The following is a 23761-nucleotide window of genomic DNA, read 5'->3' on the forward strand; positions in this document are numbered from 1 at the left end:
GACCATGACAGATTCAACATTAACTATAAAAACTCAACGAATTCTAATAGCTGTTGAAGACAGTAAATATTCGGAGAAAGCTGTAAGGTATGGCTATCACCTGGCGCAAGCCCTAGGGTGCCAAGTAGCGCTTGTGCATGTCATAGATCCCCCTACTACAAGCGCTTATGGAGCAGTCGATCCAATCATGGGAGTTAATCCTGTTTATATACCAGAAATAAACGAAGTTCAGGAACAAGCTTCTGAAGACCTATTGAATAGACTTTCTTCTATGTGGACTGGGACAGGAGACGGTGTCACAACTATTAGTAAACTGGGACAACCAAGGCAGGAAATAATAAATGCTGCCAGCGAATGGCAAGCAGATTTAATTGTTCTTGGAACACACGGCAGAACCGGTTTTGATCATTTTATTTCGGGAAGTGTATCAGAAGGCGTAGCCCGCCATGCTATTTGCCCTGTAATTATTGTTCCATATAAAGATGAGGAACATCAATAAATTAAAGGGAGTTAAACGTTTGATACCAAACGTTTAACTCCCTTTAATTTACTCAGCATGTAGCCATGCCTTTTTAGCAAGAAGTTCTTCCTGAGTTTCTCTCACATCCTCATCATCCACACAACAGTCTACAGGACATACCGCTGCACATTGAGGTTCATCGTGAAATCCCACGCACTCTGTACATTTATCAGAAACAATATAATATATTTCGTCAGATATAGCTTCTTGAGCTTCATCTGCGTTTAACGTCGCTCCGTCGCCAAAATCAATTACGCCGCTAAGCTCCGTTCCATCAGAAAAACGCCACGCCATACCCGCATCATAAATAGCGTTGTTTGGGCATTCAGGTTCACATGCTCCACAATTAATGCACTCGTCTGTAATTTTAATTGCCATTATCTTCTTAAAAATCCGTTTATACCTTATTTTTGCAAATAATTCTTTCTGTATTATCTACAAATTTAGTAGTTTTTCAGCAAAAATTATAGTAAATCGATGCAAATATAACATTTTAATATCTTTCTGGTTTGAGCAAAAATAATTTGACAAGCGATCAACGCATAATCGCCTTTAGCGCCCTCGGAGCCTATATAAGAAATGATTCTCAAGATATTGAACAACTTATTCAGGTAGCAAGCAACTATAACAGTTGGTTTACTCCCACTTATATTAAGGCAGCCCTTAAAGCAATTGCTCATAATATGACATTCGAAGGACTTTCCAGTTGGATTGAACCCTTTCTCCCGGCAATTAATCCACCGACGGATAAAGTGTTAGGGTTGGTGCTAGCAGGCAATATTCCTTTAGTTGGATTTCATGACATTCTTTCTGCACTTATTTCCGGCTATAAGGTACAAATTAAGTTATCATCGGACGATAAAATTATTATCCCCCATTTATTAACCGAGCTAGTTAAAATTGAACCAGCTTTTGCTGCCTATATAAGTTACACCGAAAGAATAAAAAACTTTGACAGCATTATAGCTACTGGAAGCAATAATACCTCACGTTATTTCGAATATTATTTTAAAAATGTTCCCCATGTTATCAGAAAAAACAGAAACAGCGTGGCGGTCATTCATGGAGATGAAAGTCAACTTGAATTAGCGCAATTAGGACATGACCTCTTTGATTATTTTGGATTAGGTTGTAGGAATGTCTCTAAAATATATTTTCCGAAAGATTATCCGTATAGCAGTTTTTTTGAAGCCATTGAGCCCTTTAAGTACATAATCGATCACCATAAATACAACAATAATTACGACTATAATAAGTCTATATATTTAGTAAATGGCGAAAAACACTTGGATAACGGTTTTCTACTGCTGAAGGAAGATGAGCGCATTGCTTCCCCTCTCGCGGTAGCTTATTACGAAAACTATCAGAATCTGAGTACATTGATAGATCATTTGAACGAACAAGAGGAGCAAATCCAATGCATTGTAAGCAATAAACAAATAGCTACCTCAGCTCCATGCTTCCCCCTGGGTCAAAGTCAACAACCGGCATTAGATGACTATGCTGATCGTGTAAATACCTTGGAATTTTTGGTGAGAAATAAATAGGTACATAAGCGCTAATCATTTAACGATTAAGGGCGAAAGCACAATACTACCTAAGCATGATTCCGCGTTATACAGCAGGCATTACACAAAAGCGCTCATGCCAGTTATTGCTCTACCTACAATTAAGGAGTTGATTTCTTTTGTCCCTTCATATGAATAAATTGCCTCTGCATCTGCAACAAAACGGGCGACATCATGTTCCAGTAATATGCCATTCCCCCCCATTACTTCTCTTGCTTGGCTCACAATATCCCTTGTCCTTAGTGAACAGAAAACTTTCGCTAATGAGGCATGTTCATCCTTAAGCTCACCAGCATCCTGTATTTCAGATAGACGGAAAACTAAGGTTTGCATCGCTGTTAAATTAGAAAGCATTTCCACTAAATGATTTTGAATCAACTGAAATGAAGCAATAGGCTTTCCGAATTGTTTTCTTTTACGTGTATAATCTAATGCACTTTCGTAGGCGCCTCTAGCACAACCAACGGCCATCCAAGCAACACCAGCCCGTGTCATCCGTAAAACATTCGCGGTATCTTTAAATGAATTAGCCAAAGGCATCCGATCTTTTTCGTCAATAACACAATCCTTTAAGGTAATTAACCCATTCTGAACAATCCTTAAGGCCATTTTACCCTTTATCTTTTCCACTTCAAATCCTGGAGTACCTTTTCGCAAAATAAACCCTTTTACTTCACCATCGTCGATATCTCTTGCCCAAATAATAATTAAATCTGCAAAAGTTGCATTACCAATCCATTTCTTTTGTCCGTTGAGCACCCAACCAGTTTCAGTTTTTTTGCATGTAGTGGTTAATCCGCCGGCTGCTCCAGACCCAACTTCAGGTTCAGTTAAGCCAAAGGCTCCAATCTTTTCCATTTTATTCATTTGGGGCAACCACTCTTGCTTCTGCTCCTCAGATCCGCACAGATATATCGACCCCATAGATAGGCCACTTTGTACACCAAAAAAGGTCGCGATCGACGCATCTACCCTAGCCATTTCCATAGCTAATATCCCTTCCATTAAAAAGGATCTATTTGGACATCCGTATCCTTCATAGGTAATTCCTGCTAAACCGAGCTCTCCAAATTTCGGAATTAATTCAAATGGAAATTCATCATGCAGCCAATACCTGTTTACCAAAGGTTTCACCTCTTTCTCCATAAATTCTCTGACCTTCAACTGTAAGGCTCTGTCTTCAGTATTTAAGCGTTCACTTAACTCATAAAAATCTGCGTTTATTGGCGGCAATTCTCGTTTCTTCCCCTTGCCCTCCATCATCTTCATCAGTCCCTTAAGCTGGTTATCATCAAGTTTTGAAAACCCATCCATTATTTTTGCAAGGTCAACCTTTTGAGAAATTTTTGTCAATTGGTCAAAATCAATATGTTTTAACAGCCCTATGACTTGTTTTATTTTTGTGAATGTGTTTGGCATATTTTGTTTATTCTAACGTACTAACAATAAACTGGCAAAAGGGTTTGCCTATATATGTTTTCCTTAATTAACGTAGGTCTTCAAATCACCACTAGGTGTCGAATTAGACTTCTAGTTTATTTCATATTTAATCGCGATTTTTTATATCCATAGAGGAAATAGATAATTAATCCAACGATTAGCCAAATCGCAAAAATAATCCAATTGCTTGCACCTAGCTCGGTCATTAAATATAAATTTACAAGAATACCTGCTATAGGTAGTGTAGAAAAATTAAATTTATAACTGGCAATAGCCAAAACGATCCAAGTAAGCCAAAAAATGATTGTCAGTGATTTATGTTTGACGATATCTGCGAAGGAAAGAGACGTCCATTCATTCAAAACTGCATCGCCATAAACGTATAGACCTAACAAAGTTATTATTAAAGCAATGCCAACAAGAAATTTACCATTTACATATGGTACGCGAAATTTAGATTGCTTGGAAATACCTTTGTGATCTAGGTATAGAACGCCTCCACATACTAATATAAACGCAAAAAATGTTCCTACACTTGTTAAATCCACAAAAAAATCCATTTTAAAAAAAAGAGCGGGAATTGTAACTACTACTCCAGCGATGATAGTAGCAAAAGCAGGTGTTTTATATTTTGGATGTATTTTGGAAAATTTCGGCCATAATAATCCATCTCTACTCATCGTCATCCAAATACGTGGCTGCCCAAGTTGAAAAACTAATAAAGCGCTTGTTATGGCAATAACAGAGCTAACAGATATAACACCTGCCATAAAGTCCAATCCCGTAGATTGGAAAACGAAAGCCAAAGGATCATTTACATTTAGTTCTTTATAGTTAACCATTCCCGTAAGTACGAGTGTGATGGCAACATATAGTATTGTGCATATTAGTAAACAATAAATCATTGCCCGCGGCAAATCTCTTTGCGGGTTCTTACACTCTTCTGCTGTAGTAGATATTGAATCGAAGCCTATAAAAGCAAAAAAAACAGCCGCTACCCCACTTAAAACACCTTTCATACCATTTGGAGCAAAAGGAGTCCAATTGTCTGGCTTTACATAAAAAGCACCGCCTATAATTACTAGTAATACAACGCTTACTTTTAAAATAACCATAATATTACTTGCCGTTCTCGATTCCTTGATACCTATATAAACGAGCCAGGTTACTAAAAAAGTTATTAACCCCGCAGGTAGATTGCAGATTAAGGCAAAATCGCCGATATGAGGAGCATGCTGATAAGTCATAGCAGCAGCTCTTTCCGAGGTACTTAACACCTCCATACCACCTTTATTTAATTTATTAAAGGCTTCATAGGCAGCTTCTGAAGAGGTCGTTAACCATGAGGGAATAGTAATACCAAACCCTTTAAGCATACTGACAAAATACTCCGACCAAGAGATAGCAACCACCATATTAGAAACGGCATATTCAAGGATTAATGCCCAACCAATTACCCACGCAAATATTTCTCCGAAAGCAACATAAGCATAAGTGTAGGCACTTCCCGAAACAGGTACTGTGCTTGCAAATTGTGCATATGACAAGGCCGTAAAAACACATGCAATAGCAGTAAAAACAAATAAAAGGGAAACTGCGGGACCACCATTATAGCTCGCCAAACCGATGGTACTAAAAATACCTGCACCAACAATAGCCGCTATGCCAAGAGAGACCAAATCTTTTACTCCAAGTACTTTTGCTAGGCCTCCGCCACCTACATGAAGAGAATCATGTTGAATCTGTTCAACAGTTTTTTTGCGGAAAAGTTTATTTGACATAAAGTATGGAGTTAATAAATTTCATTCTTTATTAAATTTAGTTATTTATGAAGTTCAAAACCGTTTAACTCGACCAATCTTGAAGAGAGTGCCATTGTATTTACATTAAACAGGTCTAGTGACTAAATAAGGCCCAAACATAAAAAAATTATTTTATTACTTGGAAGAGGATATATGTATTTTGATTTTAAGCGTGTTTTTTAGTGAGGTAATCTGAAATTTCATTAAAAATCGACTTGTAATTGTGCGCTAATTCTATTTCATAATCATTCAATGCTTCGGTTAGTTGTGTTTTTTTATGCTCCCCAAGCCCTTTAGGCCAAAATCTTCTGCATATTTGATCAAGGGCATAAGCCACTTGCGTCATATTTCTGTATGATCCCAAATATTTATCAGTTATAAAGCTGTTAAAAAAGATTATGAATGAAGACGGATCTTCAATACCAGTAAGATTTAAAAAAAGCTTCAGACTCTCCTTGTCAATCTGGCTCAACTGGTTATAAAAATCATCTTCATGTAGCCAGCTGTCTTTAAGCAACTGTCGGTCTAACAAAAGTTCGAGGGCAATATGTGATAAAAAAGAACCACGCACCTGTGTGTTGGCAACAACCGGCATAAGATGTGCTTTTAATTGTTGCGTTTTATCTATAAAAAAAACACTGTTATGAAAAATTCTGTCAGTTTCTATGTGGCGAATCCAGCCCTTATAAATTTTGGCCAGCTTTTCATCTTTTAGGTATTTTTCCGGTTCTTTTTCGGGAAAAACACGAATATCCCGGTCCATATTTCTCAAAAGATCCGGTAGCACCGAACCTAAGGTACGCTGCGCGTCATTGGCTTTTCTTTCAAAATAGAAATGTGAAAGGAAATTCATACCGTTATTTTTTTACAAGCGCTAATATTAAGTCTTTACTTTATATGTAATCGTAGGTGAATATACATTTATTATGCCAATTTTACAACAATTGACTTACCTGGCAACCGCTCATAAATAGAAAAATAATGCTAAGTTTGCACGTTAAAATATATAGTATCGTAAAAATAAGGAAATGAATTTTGTAGAAGAATTAGGTTGGAGAGGCATGCTACAGGACATAATGCCGGGCACAGAAGAACAGTTAAGTAAAGAAATGACTTCCGGATATATAGGCTTCGATCCAACAGGAGATTCACTGCATGTTGGTCACTTAACCCAAATCATGACGCTCATTCACTTTCAAAGAGCGGGTCATAAACCCGTTGCTTTGGTAGGAGGAGCTACAGGGATGATCGGAGACCCCTCTTTCAAGTCGGCAGAACGTAATTTATTAGACGAAGAAACCCTTAGGTATAACGTGTCTTGCCTGGAAAAGCAACTACGGAAGTTTATAGATTTTGACGCTACGGAGAAGAATGGGGCAATTTTAGTTAACAATTATGATTGGTTTAAAGATTTTAAATTTCTAGACTTCATACGAGACGTCGGAAAACTTATTACCGTTAACTATATGATGGCTAAAGATTCCGTAAAAAAACGTCTAGAAGGTGAAAATGGTCTTTCTTTTACTGAATTTTCTTATCAACTTATCCAAGGTTATGATTTTTATTATCTCTGGAAACATAAGGGGTGTAAGATTCAAATGGGCGGATCAGACCAGTGGGGAAATATTGTTACAGGCACAGAATTTATTCGCAGGCAAGAAGGTGGCACCGCCTATGGTATCACAACACAACTTATAAAAAAGACCGATGGAACAAAATTCGGAAAAACTGAAAGTGGCGCCGTCTGGTTGGATCCGAAAAAAACTTCACCCTATAAATATTACCAATTTTGGTTAAACACAAGTGACGAAGACGCTAAAAATTGGATCAAAATTTTCACCTTAAAACCAAAAGAAGAAATTGATACTATAATAACAGAGCATAATCTTGCTCCCCATTTACGTATTGTCCAAAAGTCCTTAGCTCAAGATATTACTATCAGAACGCATTCGGAAAGCGCTTTTCAAACAGCGATCAAGACCTCAGACTTTTTATTTGGAGGTGGTTCTTTAGAATTTCTGAATGATTTAGATGATGCAGAAGTATTAGATGTATTTGATGGTGTGCCCCAATTTGTAGTTAAAAAAGATGCTTTGCGCGAAGGGATCAATGTAGTAGATTTACTATCCATACATGCAGCTGTATTTCCATCAAAAGGAGAATCACGAAAAATGATTCAAGGTGGAGGCGTTTCAATAAATAAGCTTAAAGTAAATAATCTTGAACATATCTTAACTTCGCAAGATCTTGTAAACAATAAGTATATCATTGCACAAAAAGGAAAGAAAAATTATTTTTTACTAATCGCGCAATAAGAAGAAATTTATAACAAATACGCCGATAGTTTTCAATTTACTATCGGCGTATTCATTTTTTATTTAATCGTTTTCTCCTTTATTTTTTCCAATATACTCGTTTAATTTCGATCTCTTTCGTACCAGAGACAACTAAGGGAACTCTTTCTATTGTAACGAAACTTGAGTCTAACCCAAATCCCCGCTCTTCAGATAAGCTTAATCTATGAAGCATATTATAGACATCCATAACCATTCGCTCAAAAAATTTGAGGTTGTTAGATCTTGAAACAACCTTTTCAAGTACCACAAACCTAAAATCACCCACCATATTATATTTTTGCAATGTTTTATATCTGCTCGTGATTTCTACTTCATTATTCTTTACAAGCTCTTCCACCACCTTACGAAAAAGCAAGCTTATTCGCTGTTCAACACGGAATCCCAACCTAAAATCAATTCTTATTAATTTCCCATCAATTAAATGATCTACTTTATATTCGTTGGTATAGGGTTCATCCGTAACATCAACATGTACCAACCAATACACATCAGCTCGTTTAGGCTTTTTCTGAAGAATAGAATAAACAATTTTTGACTCAATTTCTGATCTAAAGTTAGCACTTGTAAGATATACTAATTGAGAAGCAAATCTAGGTACCGACTCATCTTCACTCAACTCACTTAAAACTGGATAGTATCCCTCAATATCCACATACCGAACAAAATTATTCTTGATTTTTCGCGCCCACCACCAGCATAGCATCACCGCAAATATAAAGCTTGCCAATAATAAGGTAAGCCATCCACCATGTGCTATTTTTGCCACGTTTCCCACTAAAAAAGCAAATTCAATAACTAGATAAACTATCGCGAATATAATAATGAGATATTTTGGTGTATGTATTTTATACAAGTATGCTATTATCAAAATGGTTGTCGCTAAAAACGTCGTATTAATTGCTAAACCGTACGCCGCCTCCATATTACGCGATTCTTGAAAGATCAGAATAACGATCATGCAACCGATCCAAAGTAGTAAATTAATTGACGGGACATATAGTTGTCCTTTTTGGTTGCTTGGGTAATTTATTTTCACCTTCGGCCATATATTTAAACGTACTCCCTCAGAAATAAGTGTAAAAGAGCCCGATATCATTGCTTGCGATGCAATAATTGCGGCGATGGTTGCAATGGTTATTCCCGTTGTTAAAAACCATTCAGGCATTAGCAAATAAAATGGGTTCTGATCATTTAAGTAGGCTCCCTGATGTTGAAATAACCAAACCCCCTGACCGAAATAGTTCAAGAGCAAGCAGATTTTTACATATATCCAGCTAATCCGCACATTGGATCGTCCGCAATGCCCTAAATCAGAATATAAGGCCTCAGCTCCGGTAGTACATAAAAATACGGCACCTAGAATAAACCAGGCATTGGGATAGTTTATAAGTATCTGAATGGCATAATAAGGATTGATGGCTTTAACAATTTCTGGTAGTTCCACTAAATAGTTAAATCCGAATACCCCCATCATCGTAAACCATATGAACATGAGCGGTCCAAACACTCTTCCAACAACAGAGGTTCCAAATCGCTGAATAATAAACAATAGCGAAATAATACCTATCACAATAGGCACCGTAGGTAGATCCTTATTATAAATTTTCAAGCCTTCTATGGCCGAGGAAACGGTAATAGGCGGTGTTATCATACCATCGGCCAATAACGCTGCGGCTCCAATCATGGCTGGAAATATAAGCCATTTCGCCCTTCTTTTAACAAGTGAAAAGAGCGATAAAATTCCACCCTCACCTTTGTTATCAGCCTTCAATGTTATAAGAACATACTTTACGGTTGTTTGAAGCGTTAATGTCCAAAAAATGCATGAAAGGCCGCCGTAAATCAAATCAGTTGTTATAATATTATCACCTATAATTGCTTTGAATACATATAAAGGTGATGTACCTATATCGCCAAATATTACTCCTAAACTAATGAGCAGTCCTGCACCACTTAGTTTATGAAAATCTTTAGTTTTTTCCACTATTTAATTTCATTTTTACCGGGCAAATGTAGCTATAATCTTTCTATTTAAAATAGTACATTCTAGTATCTATACTGTATGGTTATATAACCTGATAAGTGTATCGTGACAAAGGCAACGAAAATAGTTGTTAAAAATTGTTAAAATCACACCTTTTTTTGTCTATTATTCAAAATAAAAGTAAATTTATTATATTTTTGTAGTCAAGCTAACAGTTGGGATAGTTCGACGTCCTATTAAATGTGGAACAACTTCTTAGCCTTTTGAAACGGTTATTTTAAATGAAAAGCATATGGTATATAAATACTCTTCTTATATATATTCTTCCATTGTAGGTATTGGCTTGTTACTTTGCTCTATGAGTGATGTACAGGCTACTTATACTTCCAAAATGGATAGTACAACAAATAAGCAACAGCAGTCTCCCCCTAAAAAAAGCCGGATAACGGATAACGGATTTAATAAATTTGATAATCTTCACTTTGGCTTTAAACCATTTTCGCCGGTAGCAGGATCACAGAAAATAGCTGGCAGTGAAAATGAAAAGCTTTTAAGTAATGTGAAGGTTTTTCCAAACCAAATTTCTGATCAAATCAATTTGTCCTTTAAGTTAAATAAAGACAGCAATGTTTCCATTAAAGTTATGGACGCTCTTGGCAATGAGGTAACTACCCTATTAGCTCAAAGGCTCTCTGCCGGAGAACAAACAAATTCTTTCACTATTGGCAATAAATTGAACCAAGGATTTTATTTCATAAGGGTTGTTGCCGGAACGGAAACAATTGTTAAGCGTATTGAAGTTCTTTAATAAAATTTTTAATCTTTTCTGATAAAATCCACCTTTGATAGGGTGGATTTTTTTATTAGGTTTGATGCATAGAGAATAAATTTAATCCAGAAAATGAAGATTATAGCAATTGGCAGAAATTATGCCGCACATGCTCAAGAGCTAAACAATCCAGTTCCAGAAAATCCTGTAATTTTTTTAAAGCCCGACACCGCAATACTTAAAGATAATAAAGATTTCTATTATCCTGACTTTTCTAAAGATGTACATTACGAAATAGAAATAGTATTAAGAATCTGCAAAGAGGGCAGGCATGTAAGCCCTAAGTTTGCATCGTCTTATTATGATGCTGTTGGATTAGGTATAGATTTCACAGCACGCGACATCCAATCTCAACATAAGCTGAAAGGTTTACCTTGGGAACTCGCTAAGGCTTTTGATCACTCCGCCCCCATCAGTAACTTAATTGCTAAAACTGAATTCCCTGATCTTTATAATATCGACTTTAGTTTAAAAAAGAATCAGGTAATCGTTCAAAAAGGAAATACTAAAAACCTACTTTTCTCTTTTGAATCAATTATAACGTTTGCTAGTCAGTATATCACTTTACGTAAAGGAGATTTAATTTTTACAGGTACGCCTGAAGGAGTTGGACCTGTGAAGGTTGGCGATCATTTAGAGGGTTTTATTGAAGATAAAAAGTTATTGGATTTTAAGATCAAATAATAGCTTTATTACAAGATGATAAATTATAGAAAAATTATAACATCCTTCTTGATTTTGCAACAATTTCTGGTAGTCTTTGGTCAAGAAATTAATACACAAAATAGGCAATACCCCTTAAATTACTTTACGCCTCCCTTAGACATTCCTCCTCAAGCCTCTGGTTCATTTGGCGAGTTGCGGACCAATCATTTTCATTCGGGTACAGACTATCGAACAAATCAACGAGAAGGGTATCCAGTTTATGCTTCAGCTGATGGTTATATTTCCAGAGCTCGCGTCCAAATAGGCGGAGGTGGAAATGCTTTATATATTAACCACCCAAACGGATATACCAGTGTTTACATGCATTTACAACGGTTTAATGACAAAATCATTTCTTTTGTGAAAAATAAACAGTATGCTGAAAAACACTTTAGCGTAGATTTTCCACTAACAGCAAATTTAATTCCGATTAAAAAAGGAGAAATAATTGCTTACTCAGGAAATACCGGAGGATCAGCAGGCCCGCATTTGCACTTTGAGCTACGTGATACTAAATCTGAGCATACTATTAATGCACAACTTTTTGGCTTAACCATCCCTGATCGGATCCCTCCATTAATCAGTGGAATTACGGTTTATCGTCTTGGCAATAATAGCTATGATGAAAACACACCAAGAGAGCATTTACAGGTCGTGGGAAATAATGGTCACTACAAGATAAGTCCCGCAAAAACAATAACGATAAATGGCGGCACAGGATTTGGAATTGTTAGTACTGATCAAAATTCCGCATCGTCAAATAGAAATGGTGTTTATTCAATTGAACTACTTTTAGATGGCAAATCAATTTATACTGCTGTTTTTGAAAGCTTCTCGTTCGACAATAGCAGGGCTATTAATTCACATATCGATTATGCTACTTATATACTACACCGACGACGGATTCAAAAAAGTTTTGTCGAACCAGGTAATAAGCTTGAAATTTACCAAAAACTAGTTAACAATGGTATTATCGATCTTAAAGATCAACTTGTGCATGAAATAACCTACAAAGTAAAAGACATAAAAGGTAATACTAGTACGCTTTCATTTAACATTAAAAACGTTTCAAGCAATTCTGTAGAAAAAAAGCCAAGCTTAGAGACAACGCTTTTCCATTATGATCAAGATAATTATTTTGAAAATGATGCGACGAAAGTAAATATTCCAAAAGGAAATCTTTATAGCAATCTTTATTATAGATATAGCCAAAGTCCTCAACCTAAAAACGGCTATTCTTCCATTCAACATATTCATAACAGAATGGTTCCTATACATCAAGGTTATTCACTTGCAATAAAATCCATAAATTTGCCTTCTTACTTACAAAGCAAAGCCTTAATTGTTAATACACAAGGAGAATCGCAAGGTGGTTCCTATAAAAATGGTTATGTGAGCGCGACCATGCGAACGTTTGGAAGTTTTTATATCGTAGTAGATACGATTGCTCCTGTCATCCGCGCTATTAATTTATCTGCTGGTCGTAACATGGCCAATATTAAGCGAATCAATTTTAAAATTTCAGATAATCTATCAGGCATTCAATCTTTTGACGGATATATAGATAATCAATGGGTACTGATGGAATATGACTCCAAAAGTGCATCTTTATGGCATGTATTTGAAGAGCATTTACCAAAAGGGAACCATCGCTTTAAATTAATTGTAAAGGACTGGAAAGATAATGAGAAAATCTTTGAGGCGGAATTTGTTAAATAGATTAGTAATTAGAAACAAGGGTTGTTTGATACCCGGCAACAACATAAATAAATAATAAATGAAAGAACTAAAAGAAGGTGATAAAGCACCTGCTATTAAAGCAAAAAATCAAAACGGCGAGGTTATTCAATTGAAAGACTTTACAGGGAAGAAAGTTATACTATATTTTTATCCCAAAGATAATACCCCTGGATGTACTACAGAAGCTTGCAATTTTAGAGACAATTATCAATCTCTTCTAAAAGACGGGTATGAAATACTGGGGGTGAGTATTGACAATGAACAATCACATCAAAAATTTATCAGCAAATTTGAGTTACCTTTTAATTTATTAGCGGATGAAGACAAAAAAATTGTCGAAGATTATGGTGTTTGGGTAGAAAAAAACATGTACGGCAAAAAATATATGGGAACGGCCCGAACAACCTTTATAATTGACGAAAAAGGCATAATAAAATATATCATTAAAAAGGTGGATAATCAAAATGCGTCACAACAAATCAGAGATCTAGCTAAATAACAGCGCTATTTATTACAAATGAGCTACAATAAATAGATATGCTACCGATTAACATTAACCACTTCTTATTTAAATGTTAAAGTAGCTACCTAATATTGATCATTTTGATATTATCATAAAACGAACAACCAACAAGTAATAACTAATTTTATTATCTTAGCAGCTTTAATTCCATAACAAAAATTCATAATGAGTGCAGATATAGCAAAACTAGAAAGCATTGCAAAACAAGTGCGTAGAGATATTGTACGAATGGTACACAGTTGTCAATCGGGTCATCCAGGAGGCTCTTTGGGATGCGCTGATTTTTTTGTCGCCCTTTACTTTCATCAGTTAAATCACCGTCCGAGTTTCAGTCTCGATGGCATCGGAGAAGACCTCTTTTTTCTATCAAATGGTCATATTTCACCGGTATTTTATAGTACATTAGCACGTTCGGGATATTTTGATGCAAGTGAATTAGCTACATTTAGAAAAATCGAATCCAGATTACAAGGTCATCCAACTACACATGAACATCTACCAGGAATACGTGTTGCCTCTGGTTCTCTTGGTCAAGGTCTTTCAGTAGCTATTGGGGCTGCCCGCGCAAAAAAATTGAATGGAGATGATAAACTCGTTTATGTTCTAATGGGTGATGGTGAACTCCAAGAAGGTCAGGTATGGGAGGCAGCGATGTATGCTCCTCATAATAAAGTTGATAATTTAATTGCGACCATAGACCGTAACGGTCAACAAATAGATGGCGCTACGGATCAGGTTCTTTCTTTAGGAAATTTAAAAGCCAAATGGGAAGCCTTTGGATGGGATGTTTTGGAAACAAATGGTAATAATATGCAAATGTTATCAGACACATTGGCCGAAGCTAAAAGTCGGACAGGTAACGGTAAGCCAATTATGATCTTGATGAAAACAGAAATGGGAAATGGTGTAGATTTCATGATGGGTTCTCATAAATGGCACGGAGTAGCGCCAAATGATGAGCAATTAGCAGCAGCCCTCTCGCAATTGGAAGAAACTTTAGGAGATTATTAATTGCGATTACTAAGTGGAGCAACTATAGCCACCAATTAAAATGAAGCTGATAGTAACGCTTAAATTACCGCTTTCGGCTTGGGTTAAAGGCCTATTAAAAATAAACAATTACCAAGAAACAGATTATTCTGATGAAAAAATATACATATACTGAAAAAAAAGATACGCGTTCGGGTTTTGGGGCTGGTTTACATGAAGTCGGACAAAAGAATGGAAATGTAGTAGCATTATGTGCCGACCTTGTAGGATCATTGAAAATGGATGCCTTTATTAAAGAATTCCCGGAACGTTTCTTTCAAATAGGAATCGCTGAAGCCAATATGATGGGTATTGCAGCTGGTTTAACCATCGGTGGTAAAATTCCTTATACAGGCACCTTTGCAAATTTTTCCACCGGAAGAGTATATGATCAAATCCGCCAGTCGATTGCCTATTCAGGTAAAAATGTAAAAATATGTGCTTCGCATGCTGGTTTAACGCTAGGAGAAGATGGCGCCACTCATCAAATATTAGAAGATATTGGCTTAATGAAAATGTTGCCGGGAATGACCGTCATCAATCCTTGCGATTACAATCAAACAAAAGCAGCTACCATTGCTATCGCTGACTATGAAGGCCCTGTATATCTGCGCTTTGGACGTCCCGTTGTACCAATTTTCACTTCTCCCGATCAGAAATTTGAAATTGGAAAAGCTTGGCTGGTCAACGAAGGTGCCGACGTAAGTATTTTTGCCACCGGGCATTTAGTTTGGGAAGCAATACAGGCAGGCGAAAAACTGGCTGAGCTTGGAATAGATGCGGAGATTATCAATATTCATACCATAAAACCACTGGATGAAGAGGCGATATTAAAATCGGTAGCTAAAACAGGATGTGTTGTAACAGCCGAAGAACATAATCGGATTGGCGGCTTAGGAGACAGCGTTGCACAGGTCTTGGCAAAAAACAATCCTGCTCCGCAGGAATACGTGGCTGTTAATGACAGTTTTGGAGAAAGCGGTACACCTGCTCAATTAATGACAAAATATGGCTTAGACGCCGAACATATCGTCGGTGCTGTACAAAAAGTAATAAAACGTAAATAAAAGGTTTAACATTACAAGGGAACATTAAAGTTCCTTTGTTTTTATAACCGCAATACGCTGAATGGAAGATTCAATTATAATTGAAAAATTCTCAAACGAAAAGACACGTAACGAAGCTTTTAATCTTTTGCTAAAGAAATATCAACAAAGGATTTATTGGCATGTGCGAAGATTAGTGGTTGACCATGATGATGCCGATGATTTAATTCAGGATATATTTGTAAAGGTTTGGAAGAATCTTAGTAATTTTAGAGCTGATGCGCAATTATATACCTGGTTATATCGTATTGCTACCAATGAGTGTATTACCTTTTTGAACAAAAAAAAACAATATCAAAATATTTCTTTAAATGATGATTCATCTTCTTATTTGGCAGAAACATTAACTACCTCTAGCTACTTTAATGGGAATCAAGCACAGTTGAAATTACAACAGGCTTTGCTCACTTTACCAGAAAAACAGCGCTTAGTTTTCAACATGAAATATTTTGATGATTTGAAGTATGAGGAGATTTCGGATATATTGGGTACAAGTGTAGGAGCGCTAAAGGCTTCCTACCATCTTGCCGTTAAAAAAATTGAACAATTTTTTAACGAACATGATTAAACCTTTTTTAGATAATTTCATCTAACAGTTACTATGAACAGAAAGGACAATAAAAGCAATCACAATGACGATTTAAAAGGTATCCATGATGTATCTATAAATCTCATGGATACGCCATTTATTGTACCGGAGAGTTACTTTGATACGCTGCCCGCAAGAATCCAAAGACGAATCAACATAATTGAGGATACCGCATCTTCCTTCGCCTTGCCTGAGGGGTATTTTGATTCCTTATCTGAACGTATACAAACAAGAGTTACGGAAAGTGAGCTTGAAAATGCAGAAGAACAAAACGAGGATCTAGCTGTTAATGACTATAGTTTTATTAAAGAAATTTCGTTTATAAATGAACTAAAAGACAAAGTTCCTACGACTGGCTTCGAAACCCCTTCAAACTATTTTGAAAACTTAACAGAAAAGATAGAAGAATCGGTAAAAGAACAAAGAAATGACAATGAAAGCGCTGTATCGATAAATTTGCATAAAGAAAGAAAATTAAAAAAGCTAACTTGGATGGGATATGCAGCTGCAGCATGTATAGCCATTTCTATTGGCGCTTATGCGTTCTTTCAATTAAACTCGGTTAACAGTTTTCAAAAAAAGTTACACAACATTTCAGAAAATGAAATTGTAAGCTATCTGGAATATTACACCGAGCCTGGAGACGCTACTACTATATTAGAAACAGAATTTGAAGGAGCCGTTCAGACGAATAAAGCAAATTTCTCTGAAGAAGATATAGAAGCTTACTTGGACTATAGTATCTAAATTAAAAAATGAAGAAATTTATATTTACTTGCTTAATCCTTTCTTTCACTATACTTTATCTAGGGGCCCAAGATTTAGTTAATCAAAATCGATTTAAGCAGATAGAAGCAGCAAAAATAGCCTACGTTACTAAGGAGCTTGCTTTGAGTCCAGCAGATGCAGAACGATTTTTTCCTTTATACAATCAATACCAAAAGGAATTGCGTGAGCTCATTCACCAAAGAAAAAACAAGACTGGAAAAAAAAGAGGTGAATTAGAATATGACTCAGAGGTTTTGGCGCTTAAATTAAGATACAGGGATGCCTTTATCCCCATTATAAACGCACAAAGAACTGCTAGGTTTTTTGAAACAGAAAGGGAATTTCGCGAACAGCTATTAAAAGAACTTCGAGATAGAAGAAATGATTAGGTAGAACGCTCTTATCACTTACAGCAATAACCAACAATCGGAAACAACGAAAATAATTTCTTTTTATTGGATTATTGTTACTAAGCTATTATAGTCTCATTTTTATTAGATTCGCACAATCTTTCTTCATTTAAGAGGTAATTATGTTAAGTAATCGTCAGCTTTTTTTATTAAATACAGCACAAACATCTACCACACCACGACTTATTGAAATAGAACGGGCCGAAGGCCTTTATCTGTATGGGCCGAATGGTAAAAAGTATATGGATTTGGTATCGGGATTTGCCGTAAGTAATATAGGGCATAGACATCCCAAAGTGCTTGAAGCAATAAAAGCTCAAACAGAAAAATATTTACACATAACGGTCTATGGGGAGTTTATACAAGCTCCTCAGGTATTATTGGCAACTGAACTTGTTTCATTTCTTCCAAAAAATCTCAATAATGTATACTTTGTAAATTCTGGAACGGAGGCTACTGAAGGCGCAATGAAAATCGCTAAAAAATTTACTGGCCGAACAAACTTTATAGCTGCAAAAAAAGCCTATCATGGAAGCACGCAAGGCGCATTAAGTTTAATGGGTGATGAGAAATTCAAAATACCTTTTGCGCCACTCCTTCCAAATATTCATTATGTAGATTACAATGACGTCAATCAACTAAGCACCGTTGATCAAAACACTGCCGCTATAGTATTAGAATCGGTACAAGGTGAAGCAGGAATACGCGTACCAGATATAAAATATATGCAAGCAGTGAGAAAACGTTGTGATGAAACAGGAACATTATTAATTTTAGATGAAATACAGACAGGCTTGGGACGTACCGGTAAACTTTTCGCTTTCGAGCACTATGGTATCGTACCTGATATATTGTTAACGGCTAAAGCTTTAGGAGGGGGAATGCCTTTGGGTGCATTTATCGCTTCACAGGAAATTATGGCGGTAGTTAAAGAAAATCCAATTCTCGGACATATCACTACTTTTGGTGGTCATCCCGTTAGTTGTGCTGCGGCCTTAGCCTCGCTCCGTGTAATCACTACAGATGGGCTAATGGATACTGTTGAAGAAAAGCATCAATTATTTTTACAACATCTTCAGCATCCTGAAATTAAAGAAGTGCGGGGCATCGGTTTAATGATGGCAATAGAATTGGACTCATTTGAACGGGTTGAACGAGCAAGTAAGTATTGTGCTACCAATGGGGTTATGATCGATTGGTTTTTACATCATGAAACGGCTTTACGTCTAGCGCCACCATTAACCATAACCAATGAAGAAATCATAGCGGCTTGCAATATTATAAAAGCCGGAATCAACAACTAACATAAAGCTTCAAAATGGAAAGAGCCATTGATGTATACATCAATGGCTCTTTCCTCGAAACATCTTATTATATTAAGAAAGTTGTGCTTCTAATTTATTGGCAAGCACCGATTTTGGAACTGCTCCTATTTGTTTATCAACAATTTCTCCATTTTTAAAGAAAAGTAGCGCCGGAATGTTTCGTATTCCATATTTAGTAGAGATGTCAGAATTATGATCCACATTCACTTTACCCACTACAACTTTTCCGTCATATTCTTTTGCTAACTCTTCTACTACTGGCCCTACCATGCGACATGGTCCGCACCATTCTGCCCAAAAATCAACCAATACTGGTTTGTCTGATTTTAATACAACTTCATCGAAGTTGCTATCTGTAATTTCTAATGCCATTATAGTTTATTTTATGATTTACTACTCTGTTGCTTTTAAGCTTTACCTTAATTTATACAAATATAGCTTTTCAAAAGTATTGCCAAAGCATAGGTACTGACAATCTGACATTAATTTAACTTATACCCCCGATCTCCAGTTAACACCTTTAGTTCATTTAAAAATTCGTTACTCAAATGGACCCTAACACCTTTTGCAGGCATCTCTAAGCTCACTTTATCCTCATAGTCGAGCAATACAAGCTTTAGTTGGCAGTTCCTTACTTCCTGCTCTTGTTGATTTTTATTTATTATATGTTGCAAATTATTTACAAATTCATGATTTAATTCATGCAATGGAATCTGTATACTGATCGACTTAGCCATTTTATCCCGAAGTTCAGACAGCAGTTGAATAGATGAAATTTTGAATTCCCAATTATCTTGCTGTCTAAATCTTTCACTTACCATCCCTCTTATTTGCAAGAAATAACTTTCGTTTAAAAAACCCTTGAATTTCACATAATCTTCGCCAAATAAAGCCATTTCATAAGAATCCGAATAGTCTTCAAACGTCATCCGCCCATAAGGCTTACCCGTTTTTGTCATTCCATGATATACAGCGGTCACCATCCCCCCTAACACCATCTCTTTATTTTTTATTTTTGCAAATTCGGCTTTTATGTCTTCCACACCTTCATCGCTTACTACTCCCTCTATCCCGCCATTATCATTTTCTTTATCCTTTGCCGCACCTGCTTTTATTTTATCTATTAAATGGAGCTGACTAACTTTATGCTGGCAAAAGTAATCGAGCTCTAATCTATAGTCATCCATTGGATGACCGGTAATATACATACTTACAACGTTTTTTTCATGTCGAAGCTTTTCCATCAAGCCCCACTCAGCACAGGAAGGCAAATTAGGTTCAGGGATGTCAGCATCGCTTGTCCCCCCAAATAGCGACATAGCAGCATTGTTCTTATTATATTGATAATCATTGGTAAATTTAATAAGACGCTCGATACCATTCTGCGTCATACCCTCTGGAATATAAAAAAACTGTGCCCTCACTAATCCAAAGCAATCAAACGCACCACTGTACACTAAACTCTCATATACTTTTTTGTTAATAGTTCTCGGGTTGCTTCTCTTCGCAAAATCGCTAATTGACAAATACTTCCCCTCATCACGATTGCTTACAATCGTATCAACGGCTCCTGCTCCTACTCCTTTTACAGCACCGATTCCAAATCGAATGGCTCCTCGCTCATTCACTGTAAATTTATAGAACGACTCATTAACATCTGGCCCCAATACAGTTAATCCCATACGTTTACATTCTTCCATAAAGAAAGATATCTGCTTGATGTCATTCATATTATTGGAAAGCACAGCAGCCATATATTCGGCAGGGTAATGTGCCTTTAAATAAGCTGTTTGATAGGCTACCCAAGCATAACAAGTTGAGTGTGATTTATTAAAGGCATAACTCGCAAAAGCTTCCCAATCCTTCCAGATCTTTTCAAGTATTTTGGCATCATGTCCCTTCTCTGCAGCTTGCTGCACAAATTTAGGCTTCATTTTATCCAAAACATCCCGCTGTTTCTTACCCATTGCCTTTCGTAATACGTCAGCCTCACCTTTCGTAAAACCTGCTAACTTTTGCGATAAAAGCATCACTTGTTCCTGATAAACCGTTATACCATAAGTTTCCTTCAAGTACTCTTCACAAGCATCTAAATCATAAGCAATCGGCTCTTCCCCATTTTTTCTCCGAACAAAACTTGGAATATACTCCAATGGACCAGGTCGATATAATGCATTCATCGCTATTAGGTCTCCAAATACCGTCGGTTTAAGCTCTTTCATGTATTTCTGCATCCCTGGCGATTCATACTGAAAAATACCTACTGTTTCCCCACGTTGAAAGAGCTCATAGGTCTTACTATCATCTATAGGAAAGAAATCCGGATCAAGCTCAATACCTTTGGTATGTTTCACTAAACTTACAGTATCTTTAATAAGCGTAAGTGTCTTAAGCCCCAAAAAGTCCATCTTCAAAAGACCAGCACTTTCAACAACCGAGTTGTCAAATTGGGTTACATAAAGCTCAGAATCCTTTGCAGTAGAGACAGGCACGAAATTGGTAATATCATCTGGCGTAATAATAACTCCACAAGCATGGATACCCGTATTTCGTACAGATCCTTCTAAAGCTTTCGCTTGCTTAATTGTCTCTGCGCCTAAATCATTCCCATTAGCTAAATTTATAAGTTCCCGAACACTTTCTAGCTCATCTGTACGTAAGGCGCTTTTAAGCGCTTGCGCATCCATATTAAACAATTTGTTTAATTTCAGGTTCGGAACCAGCTTGGCTATCTTATCCGCTTCAAATAAAGGTAAGTCGAGCACACGGGCGGTATCTCTTATAGATGATTTCGCGGCCATTGTACCATAGGTAATAATCTGTGCAACCTGACTAGCCCCATATTTATTAATTACGTAATCCATCACCCTTCCTCTTCCTTCATCATCGAAATCGATATCTATATCAGGCATGGATACACGATCAGGATTTAAGAAACGCTCGAAAAGTAGATCATACGCAATCGGATCAATATTTGTAATTCCTAGACAATAGGCAACAGCAGATCCCGCAGCAGATCCTCTACCTGGTCCTACCGACACACCTATATCTCGTGCAGCCGCAATAAAATCCTGGACAATTAAAAAATATCCTGGATACCCTGTTTTTTCTATCGTTTGGAGCTCAAAATCGAGTCGTTCGGTGATTTCAGGAGTAATATCATTATAACGCTTAGCAGCTCCTACATACGTTAAGTGCCTTAGATATTTATTCTCTCCCCGTTTACCTCCATCCGCTTCGTCTTGCTCTACCTGGAATTCTCCGGGTATATCAAATTTAGGCAGTAATACGTTTCGATAAAGAGAGTAAACCTCCACCTTATCAATGACCTCCTGAATATTGGCGATAGCCTCAGGAATGTCAGTGAAAAGCTTTTTCATCTCCTCACCCGACTTAAAATAATATTCATCATTCGGCAATCCATACCTAAAACCTCGGCCCCTTCCTTTTGGGGTAGCTATTTTTTCAGCATCGCGCACGCATAATAAGATATCATGCGAATGTGCATCTTCCTTATCAATATAGTATGTATTATTCGTAGCAATAAGTTTAACATCATGCTTTCTGGCCATTTCAATCAAACTAGCATTCACCCGATTCTCATCCTCTTGATTGTGCCGCATTAATTCTACGTAAAAATCATCTCGAAAGGTTTCCTTCCACCATAACAGTGCTTCTTCTGCTTGGTTTTCGCCCATATTAAGCAGCTTATTCGGCACTTCTCCGTATAGATTTCCAGATAGAACAATTATATTTTCTTTATATTTTTCGATTACCTCGCGATCAATGCGGGGCACGTAGTAGAAGCCCTCCGTGTAAGCAAGCGATGACATTTTTGCCAAATTATGATAGCCTGCTTTATTTTTTGCTATCAGCACAACCTGATAACCATTGTCTTTTCGTGTTTTATCTTTATAATTTTCACAAACAAAAAACTCGCAACCAACAATAGGTTTAATAATGACCTCAGTTGGCTCCTCGCCATTTTCAACTGCTGTTTTGTTTTTTGCTTCGGCAACTTTATTATGATTCAGCACATTACTTACAAAATGAAAAGCACCCATCATGTTGGCATGATCGGTAATAGCTACAGCGGGCATTTTGTGTTTTGCCGCAGCCTTAACTAAATCAGAAACAGAAATAGTAGACTGTAAAATCGAGAACTGAGTATGATTATGTAGATGAACAAAGTCAACCTCTTTTAGTTCCTCTTTATTTGCTTCTAGTTCTTTCTGAGATATACTGTCTTCCTGTGCTTTTTGACGTTTTCTAATTTCATCAGAAGCCGCCTTTAAGTTCACATGCTGTAAACCAATAGCCTTTATCGACTCTGGGTTATTCGTTCTAAAGATTTCAAAATAATCCTCTTGAACCTGCAGTTCAGCAGCTGTGAATACATTACGCTTAACAAGCTCTAAAAAACAACGAGTAGTTGCTTCCACATCAGCAGTGGCATTATGTGCTTCTGCAAAAGGTAATCCAAATAGATACTGGTGAAGTTCAGTAAGATTGGGCAACTTAAACTTACCTCCCCTACCACCCGGTAGCTGCAATAAATTTGCCGTAATTTCAGTACAGGTATCCAAAACAGCTTTTTCTCCCATCGTTGTGGCTATGCCTGTACGATGAAATTCACATCCCATAATATTGATATCAAAGCCAATATTTTGTCCGACAACAAATTTGGCCTTACTCAATGCAATATTAAACTTCTCCAGTACCTCGGTCAAGTCAACACCCTGTTCTATCGCCAACTCAGTAGAAATACCATGAATACGCTCAGCATCATACGGAATATTAAAACCGTCAGGCTTAACAAGATAGTCTTGGTTTTCCACCAAGTTCCCCATGTCGTCGTGTAATTGCCAGGCAATCTGAATGCAACGGGGCCAATTATCAGTATCTGTAATCGGTGCATCCCAACGTTTCGGTAACCCTGTTGTTTCGGTATCAAAAATTAAGTACATAGCTATTATTCTGGATTGAGCAATAAGATAGACAAAACTACAGAATTTTGGACGGATCCACTCATCGCCTTACCACAAAAGTATCCACATATGTCAGAA

Annotated in this window: 20 protein-coding genes; 13 read left to right on the plus strand and 7 right to left on the minus strand. The window is 36.8% G+C overall.

The genetic code is table 11. The annotated features are described in order from the left end of the window. The first annotated feature begins 4 nt into the window (after positions 1-4). A complete protein-coding gene (locus tag BMY50_RS11650) occupies positions 5-499 on the plus strand; it encodes a universal stress protein (protein ID WP_093324359.1) in 495 nt (164 codons plus the stop codon). Between the two features lie 48 nt (positions 500-547). Here BMY50_RS11650 and BMY50_RS11655 read toward each other — a convergent pair whose 3' ends face one another. After that, positions 548-898 (minus strand): 4Fe-4S dicluster domain-containing protein, encoded by a 351-nt coding sequence (locus BMY50_RS11655; protein WP_093324362.1) that lies wholly within the window; start codon positions 896-898, stop codon positions 548-550. A 131-nt stretch (positions 899-1029) separates the two neighbouring features. On the opposite strand from BMY50_RS11655, the gene BMY50_RS11660 reads away from it, so the two are divergent. Next, positions 1030-2067 (plus strand): acyl-CoA reductase, encoded by a 1038-nt coding sequence (locus BMY50_RS11660; protein WP_238383737.1) that lies wholly within the window; start codon positions 1030-1032, stop codon positions 2065-2067. 81 nt (positions 2068-2148) lie between these two features. Here BMY50_RS11660 and BMY50_RS11665 read toward each other — a convergent pair whose 3' ends face one another. The 3 genes from BMY50_RS11665 to BMY50_RS11675 all read right to left on the minus strand — a co-directional run bounded on the left by BMY50_RS11665 (position 2149) and on the right by BMY50_RS11675 (position 6183). After that, positions 2149-3507, minus strand: coding sequence for an acyl-CoA dehydrogenase family protein (locus tag BMY50_RS11665; protein ID WP_093324365.1), 1359 nt, complete (start codon positions 3505-3507; stop codon positions 2149-2151). 116 nt (positions 3508-3623) lie between these two features. Further along, complete coding sequence (locus BMY50_RS11670) at positions 3624-5309, minus strand: amino acid permease (protein WP_093324369.1); 1686 nt, start codon at positions 5307-5309, stop codon at positions 3624-3626. Between the two features lie 187 nt (positions 5310-5496). Next, on the minus strand, positions 5497-6183 hold the full coding sequence (locus BMY50_RS11675) for an ACP phosphodiesterase (protein ID WP_093324372.1): 687 nt from the start codon (positions 6181-6183) through the stop codon (positions 5497-5499). 175 nt (positions 6184-6358) lie between these two features. On the opposite strand from BMY50_RS11675, the gene tyrS reads away from it, so the two are divergent. Beyond that, a complete protein-coding gene (tyrS, locus tag BMY50_RS11680) occupies positions 6359-7645 on the plus strand; it encodes a tyrosine--tRNA ligase (RefSeq protein ID WP_093324375.1) in 1287 nt (428 codons plus the stop codon). Between the two features lie 79 nt (positions 7646-7724). Here the strand turns inward: tyrS and BMY50_RS11685 are convergent, their stop codons facing one another. After that, positions 7725-9671, minus strand: coding sequence for a KUP/HAK/KT family potassium transporter (locus BMY50_RS11685; protein ID WP_093324378.1), 1947 nt, complete (start codon positions 9669-9671; stop codon positions 7725-7727). Between the two features lie 292 nt (positions 9672-9963). Between BMY50_RS11685 and BMY50_RS11690 the strand changes: the two genes are divergently transcribed. The 10 genes from BMY50_RS11690 to BMY50_RS11735 all read left to right on the plus strand — a co-directional run bounded on the left by BMY50_RS11690 (position 9964) and on the right by BMY50_RS11735 (position 18674). Continuing rightward, positions 9964-10479: a T9SS type A sorting domain-containing protein gene (locus BMY50_RS11690; protein ID WP_093324381.1), complete on the plus strand. Its 516-nt coding sequence runs from the start codon at positions 9964-9966 to the stop codon at positions 10477-10479. Between the two features lie 93 nt (positions 10480-10572). Continuing rightward, positions 10573-11184 (plus strand): fumarylacetoacetate hydrolase family protein, encoded by a 612-nt coding sequence (locus BMY50_RS11695; protein WP_093324384.1) that lies wholly within the window; start codon positions 10573-10575, stop codon positions 11182-11184. Positions 11185-11199: 15 nt separating this feature from the next. Then, positions 11200-12924 carry a M23 family metallopeptidase gene (locus tag BMY50_RS11700; RefSeq protein WP_093324386.1) on the plus strand — a complete coding sequence of 575 codons (1725 nt, stop codon included), beginning with the start codon at positions 11200-11202 and terminating at the stop codon, positions 12922-12924. A gap of 58 nt (positions 12925-12982) precedes the next feature. Next, the gene (gene bcp / locus BMY50_RS11705; protein WP_093324389.1) at positions 12983-13444 is read left to right on the plus strand and encodes a thioredoxin-dependent thiol peroxidase; all 462 of its coding nucleotides are present in this window, start codon (positions 12983-12985) and stop codon (positions 13442-13444) included. Between the two features lie 189 nt (positions 13445-13633). After that, on the plus strand, positions 13634-14479 hold the full coding sequence (locus tag BMY50_RS11710) for a transketolase (RefSeq protein WP_093324391.1): 846 nt from the start codon (positions 13634-13636) through the stop codon (positions 14477-14479). A 131-nt stretch (positions 14480-14610) separates the two neighbouring features. Next, positions 14611-15564: a transketolase family protein gene (locus tag BMY50_RS11715; protein WP_093324393.1), complete on the plus strand. Its 954-nt coding sequence runs from the start codon at positions 14611-14613 to the stop codon at positions 15562-15564. Between the two features lie 61 nt (positions 15565-15625). Then, positions 15626-16171, plus strand: coding sequence for an RNA polymerase sigma factor (locus tag BMY50_RS11720; protein ID WP_093324395.1), 546 nt, complete (start codon positions 15626-15628; stop codon positions 16169-16171). Positions 16172-16204: 33 nt separating this feature from the next. Continuing rightward, positions 16205-16939: a hypothetical protein gene (locus tag BMY50_RS11725; RefSeq protein ID WP_093324398.1), complete on the plus strand. Its 735-nt coding sequence runs from the start codon at positions 16205-16207 to the stop codon at positions 16937-16939. Between the two features lie 8 nt (positions 16940-16947). Then, a complete protein-coding gene (locus tag BMY50_RS11730) occupies positions 16948-17349 on the plus strand; it encodes a hypothetical protein (protein ID WP_093324401.1) in 402 nt (133 codons plus the stop codon). 143 nt (positions 17350-17492) lie between these two features. Next, positions 17493-18674 (plus strand): aspartate aminotransferase family protein, encoded by a 1182-nt coding sequence (locus BMY50_RS11735; RefSeq protein WP_093324404.1) that lies wholly within the window; start codon positions 17493-17495, stop codon positions 18672-18674. Between the two features lie 72 nt (positions 18675-18746). Here the strand turns inward: BMY50_RS11735 and trxA are convergent, their stop codons facing one another. Then, complete coding sequence (gene trxA, locus BMY50_RS11740; protein ID WP_093324407.1) at positions 18747-19067, minus strand: thioredoxin; 321 nt, start codon at positions 19065-19067, stop codon at positions 18747-18749. Between the two features lie 110 nt (positions 19068-19177). Further along, a complete protein-coding gene (gene dnaE, locus BMY50_RS11745) occupies positions 19178-23662 on the minus strand; it encodes a DNA polymerase III subunit alpha (RefSeq protein ID WP_093324410.1) in 4485 nt (1494 codons plus the stop codon). Positions 23663-23761 lie beyond the last annotated feature (99 nt).

The organism is Olivibacter domesticus, from assembly GCF_900109575.1.
In the GTDB taxonomy this organism is placed as follows: domain Bacteria; phylum Bacteroidota; class Bacteroidia; order Sphingobacteriales; family Sphingobacteriaceae; genus Olivibacter; species Olivibacter domesticus.

Bases quoted from the DNA above. Each gene is read 5' to 3' on its own strand.
- BMY50_RS11650 (WP_093324359.1), top strand. From the start codon at position 5: ATGACAGATTCAACATTAACTATAAAAACTCAACGAATTCTAATAGCT.
- BMY50_RS11655 (WP_093324362.1), bottom strand. From the start codon at position 898: ATGGCAATTAAAATTACAGACGAGTGCATTAATTGTGGAGCATGTGAA.
- BMY50_RS11665 (WP_093324365.1), bottom strand. From the start codon at position 3,507: ATGCCAAACACATTCACAAAAATAAAACAAGTCATAGGGCTGTTAAAA.
- BMY50_RS11670 (WP_093324369.1), bottom strand. From the start codon at position 5,309: ATGTCAAATAAACTTTTCCGCAAAAAAACTGTTGAACAGATTCAACAT.
- BMY50_RS11675 (WP_093324372.1), bottom strand. From the start codon at position 6,183: ATGAATTTCCTTTCACATTTCTATTTTGAAAGAAAAGCCAATGACGCG.
- tyrS (WP_093324375.1), top strand. From the start codon at position 6,359: ATGAATTTTGTAGAAGAATTAGGTTGGAGAGGCATGCTACAGGACATA.
- BMY50_RS11690 (WP_093324381.1), top strand. From the start codon at position 9,964: ATGGTATATAAATACTCTTCTTATATATATTCTTCCATTGTAGGTATT.
- BMY50_RS11695 (WP_093324384.1), top strand. From the start codon at position 10,573: ATGAAGATTATAGCAATTGGCAGAAATTATGCCGCACATGCTCAAGAG.
- BMY50_RS11700 (WP_093324386.1), top strand. From the start codon at position 11,200: ATGATAAATTATAGAAAAATTATAACATCCTTCTTGATTTTGCAACAA.
- bcp (WP_093324389.1), top strand. From the start codon at position 12,983: ATGAAAGAACTAAAAGAAGGTGATAAAGCACCTGCTATTAAAGCAAAA.
- BMY50_RS11710 (WP_093324391.1), top strand. From the start codon at position 13,634: ATGAGTGCAGATATAGCAAAACTAGAAAGCATTGCAAAACAAGTGCGT.
- BMY50_RS11715 (WP_093324393.1), top strand. From the start codon at position 14,611: ATGAAAAAATATACATATACTGAAAAAAAAGATACGCGTTCGGGTTTT.
- BMY50_RS11720 (WP_093324395.1), top strand. From the start codon at position 15,626: ATGGAAGATTCAATTATAATTGAAAAATTCTCAAACGAAAAGACACGT.
- BMY50_RS11725 (WP_093324398.1), top strand. From the start codon at position 16,205: ATGAACAGAAAGGACAATAAAAGCAATCACAATGACGATTTAAAAGGT.
- BMY50_RS11730 (WP_093324401.1), top strand. From the start codon at position 16,948: ATGAAGAAATTTATATTTACTTGCTTAATCCTTTCTTTCACTATACTT.
- BMY50_RS11735 (WP_093324404.1), top strand. From the start codon at position 17,493: ATGTTAAGTAATCGTCAGCTTTTTTTATTAAATACAGCACAAACATCT.
- trxA (WP_093324407.1), bottom strand. From the start codon at position 19,067: ATGGCATTAGAAATTACAGATAGCAACTTCGATGAAGTTGTATTAAAA.
- dnaE (WP_093324410.1), bottom strand. From the start codon at position 23,662: ATGTACTTAATTTTTGATACCGAAACAACAGGGTTACCGAAACGTTGG.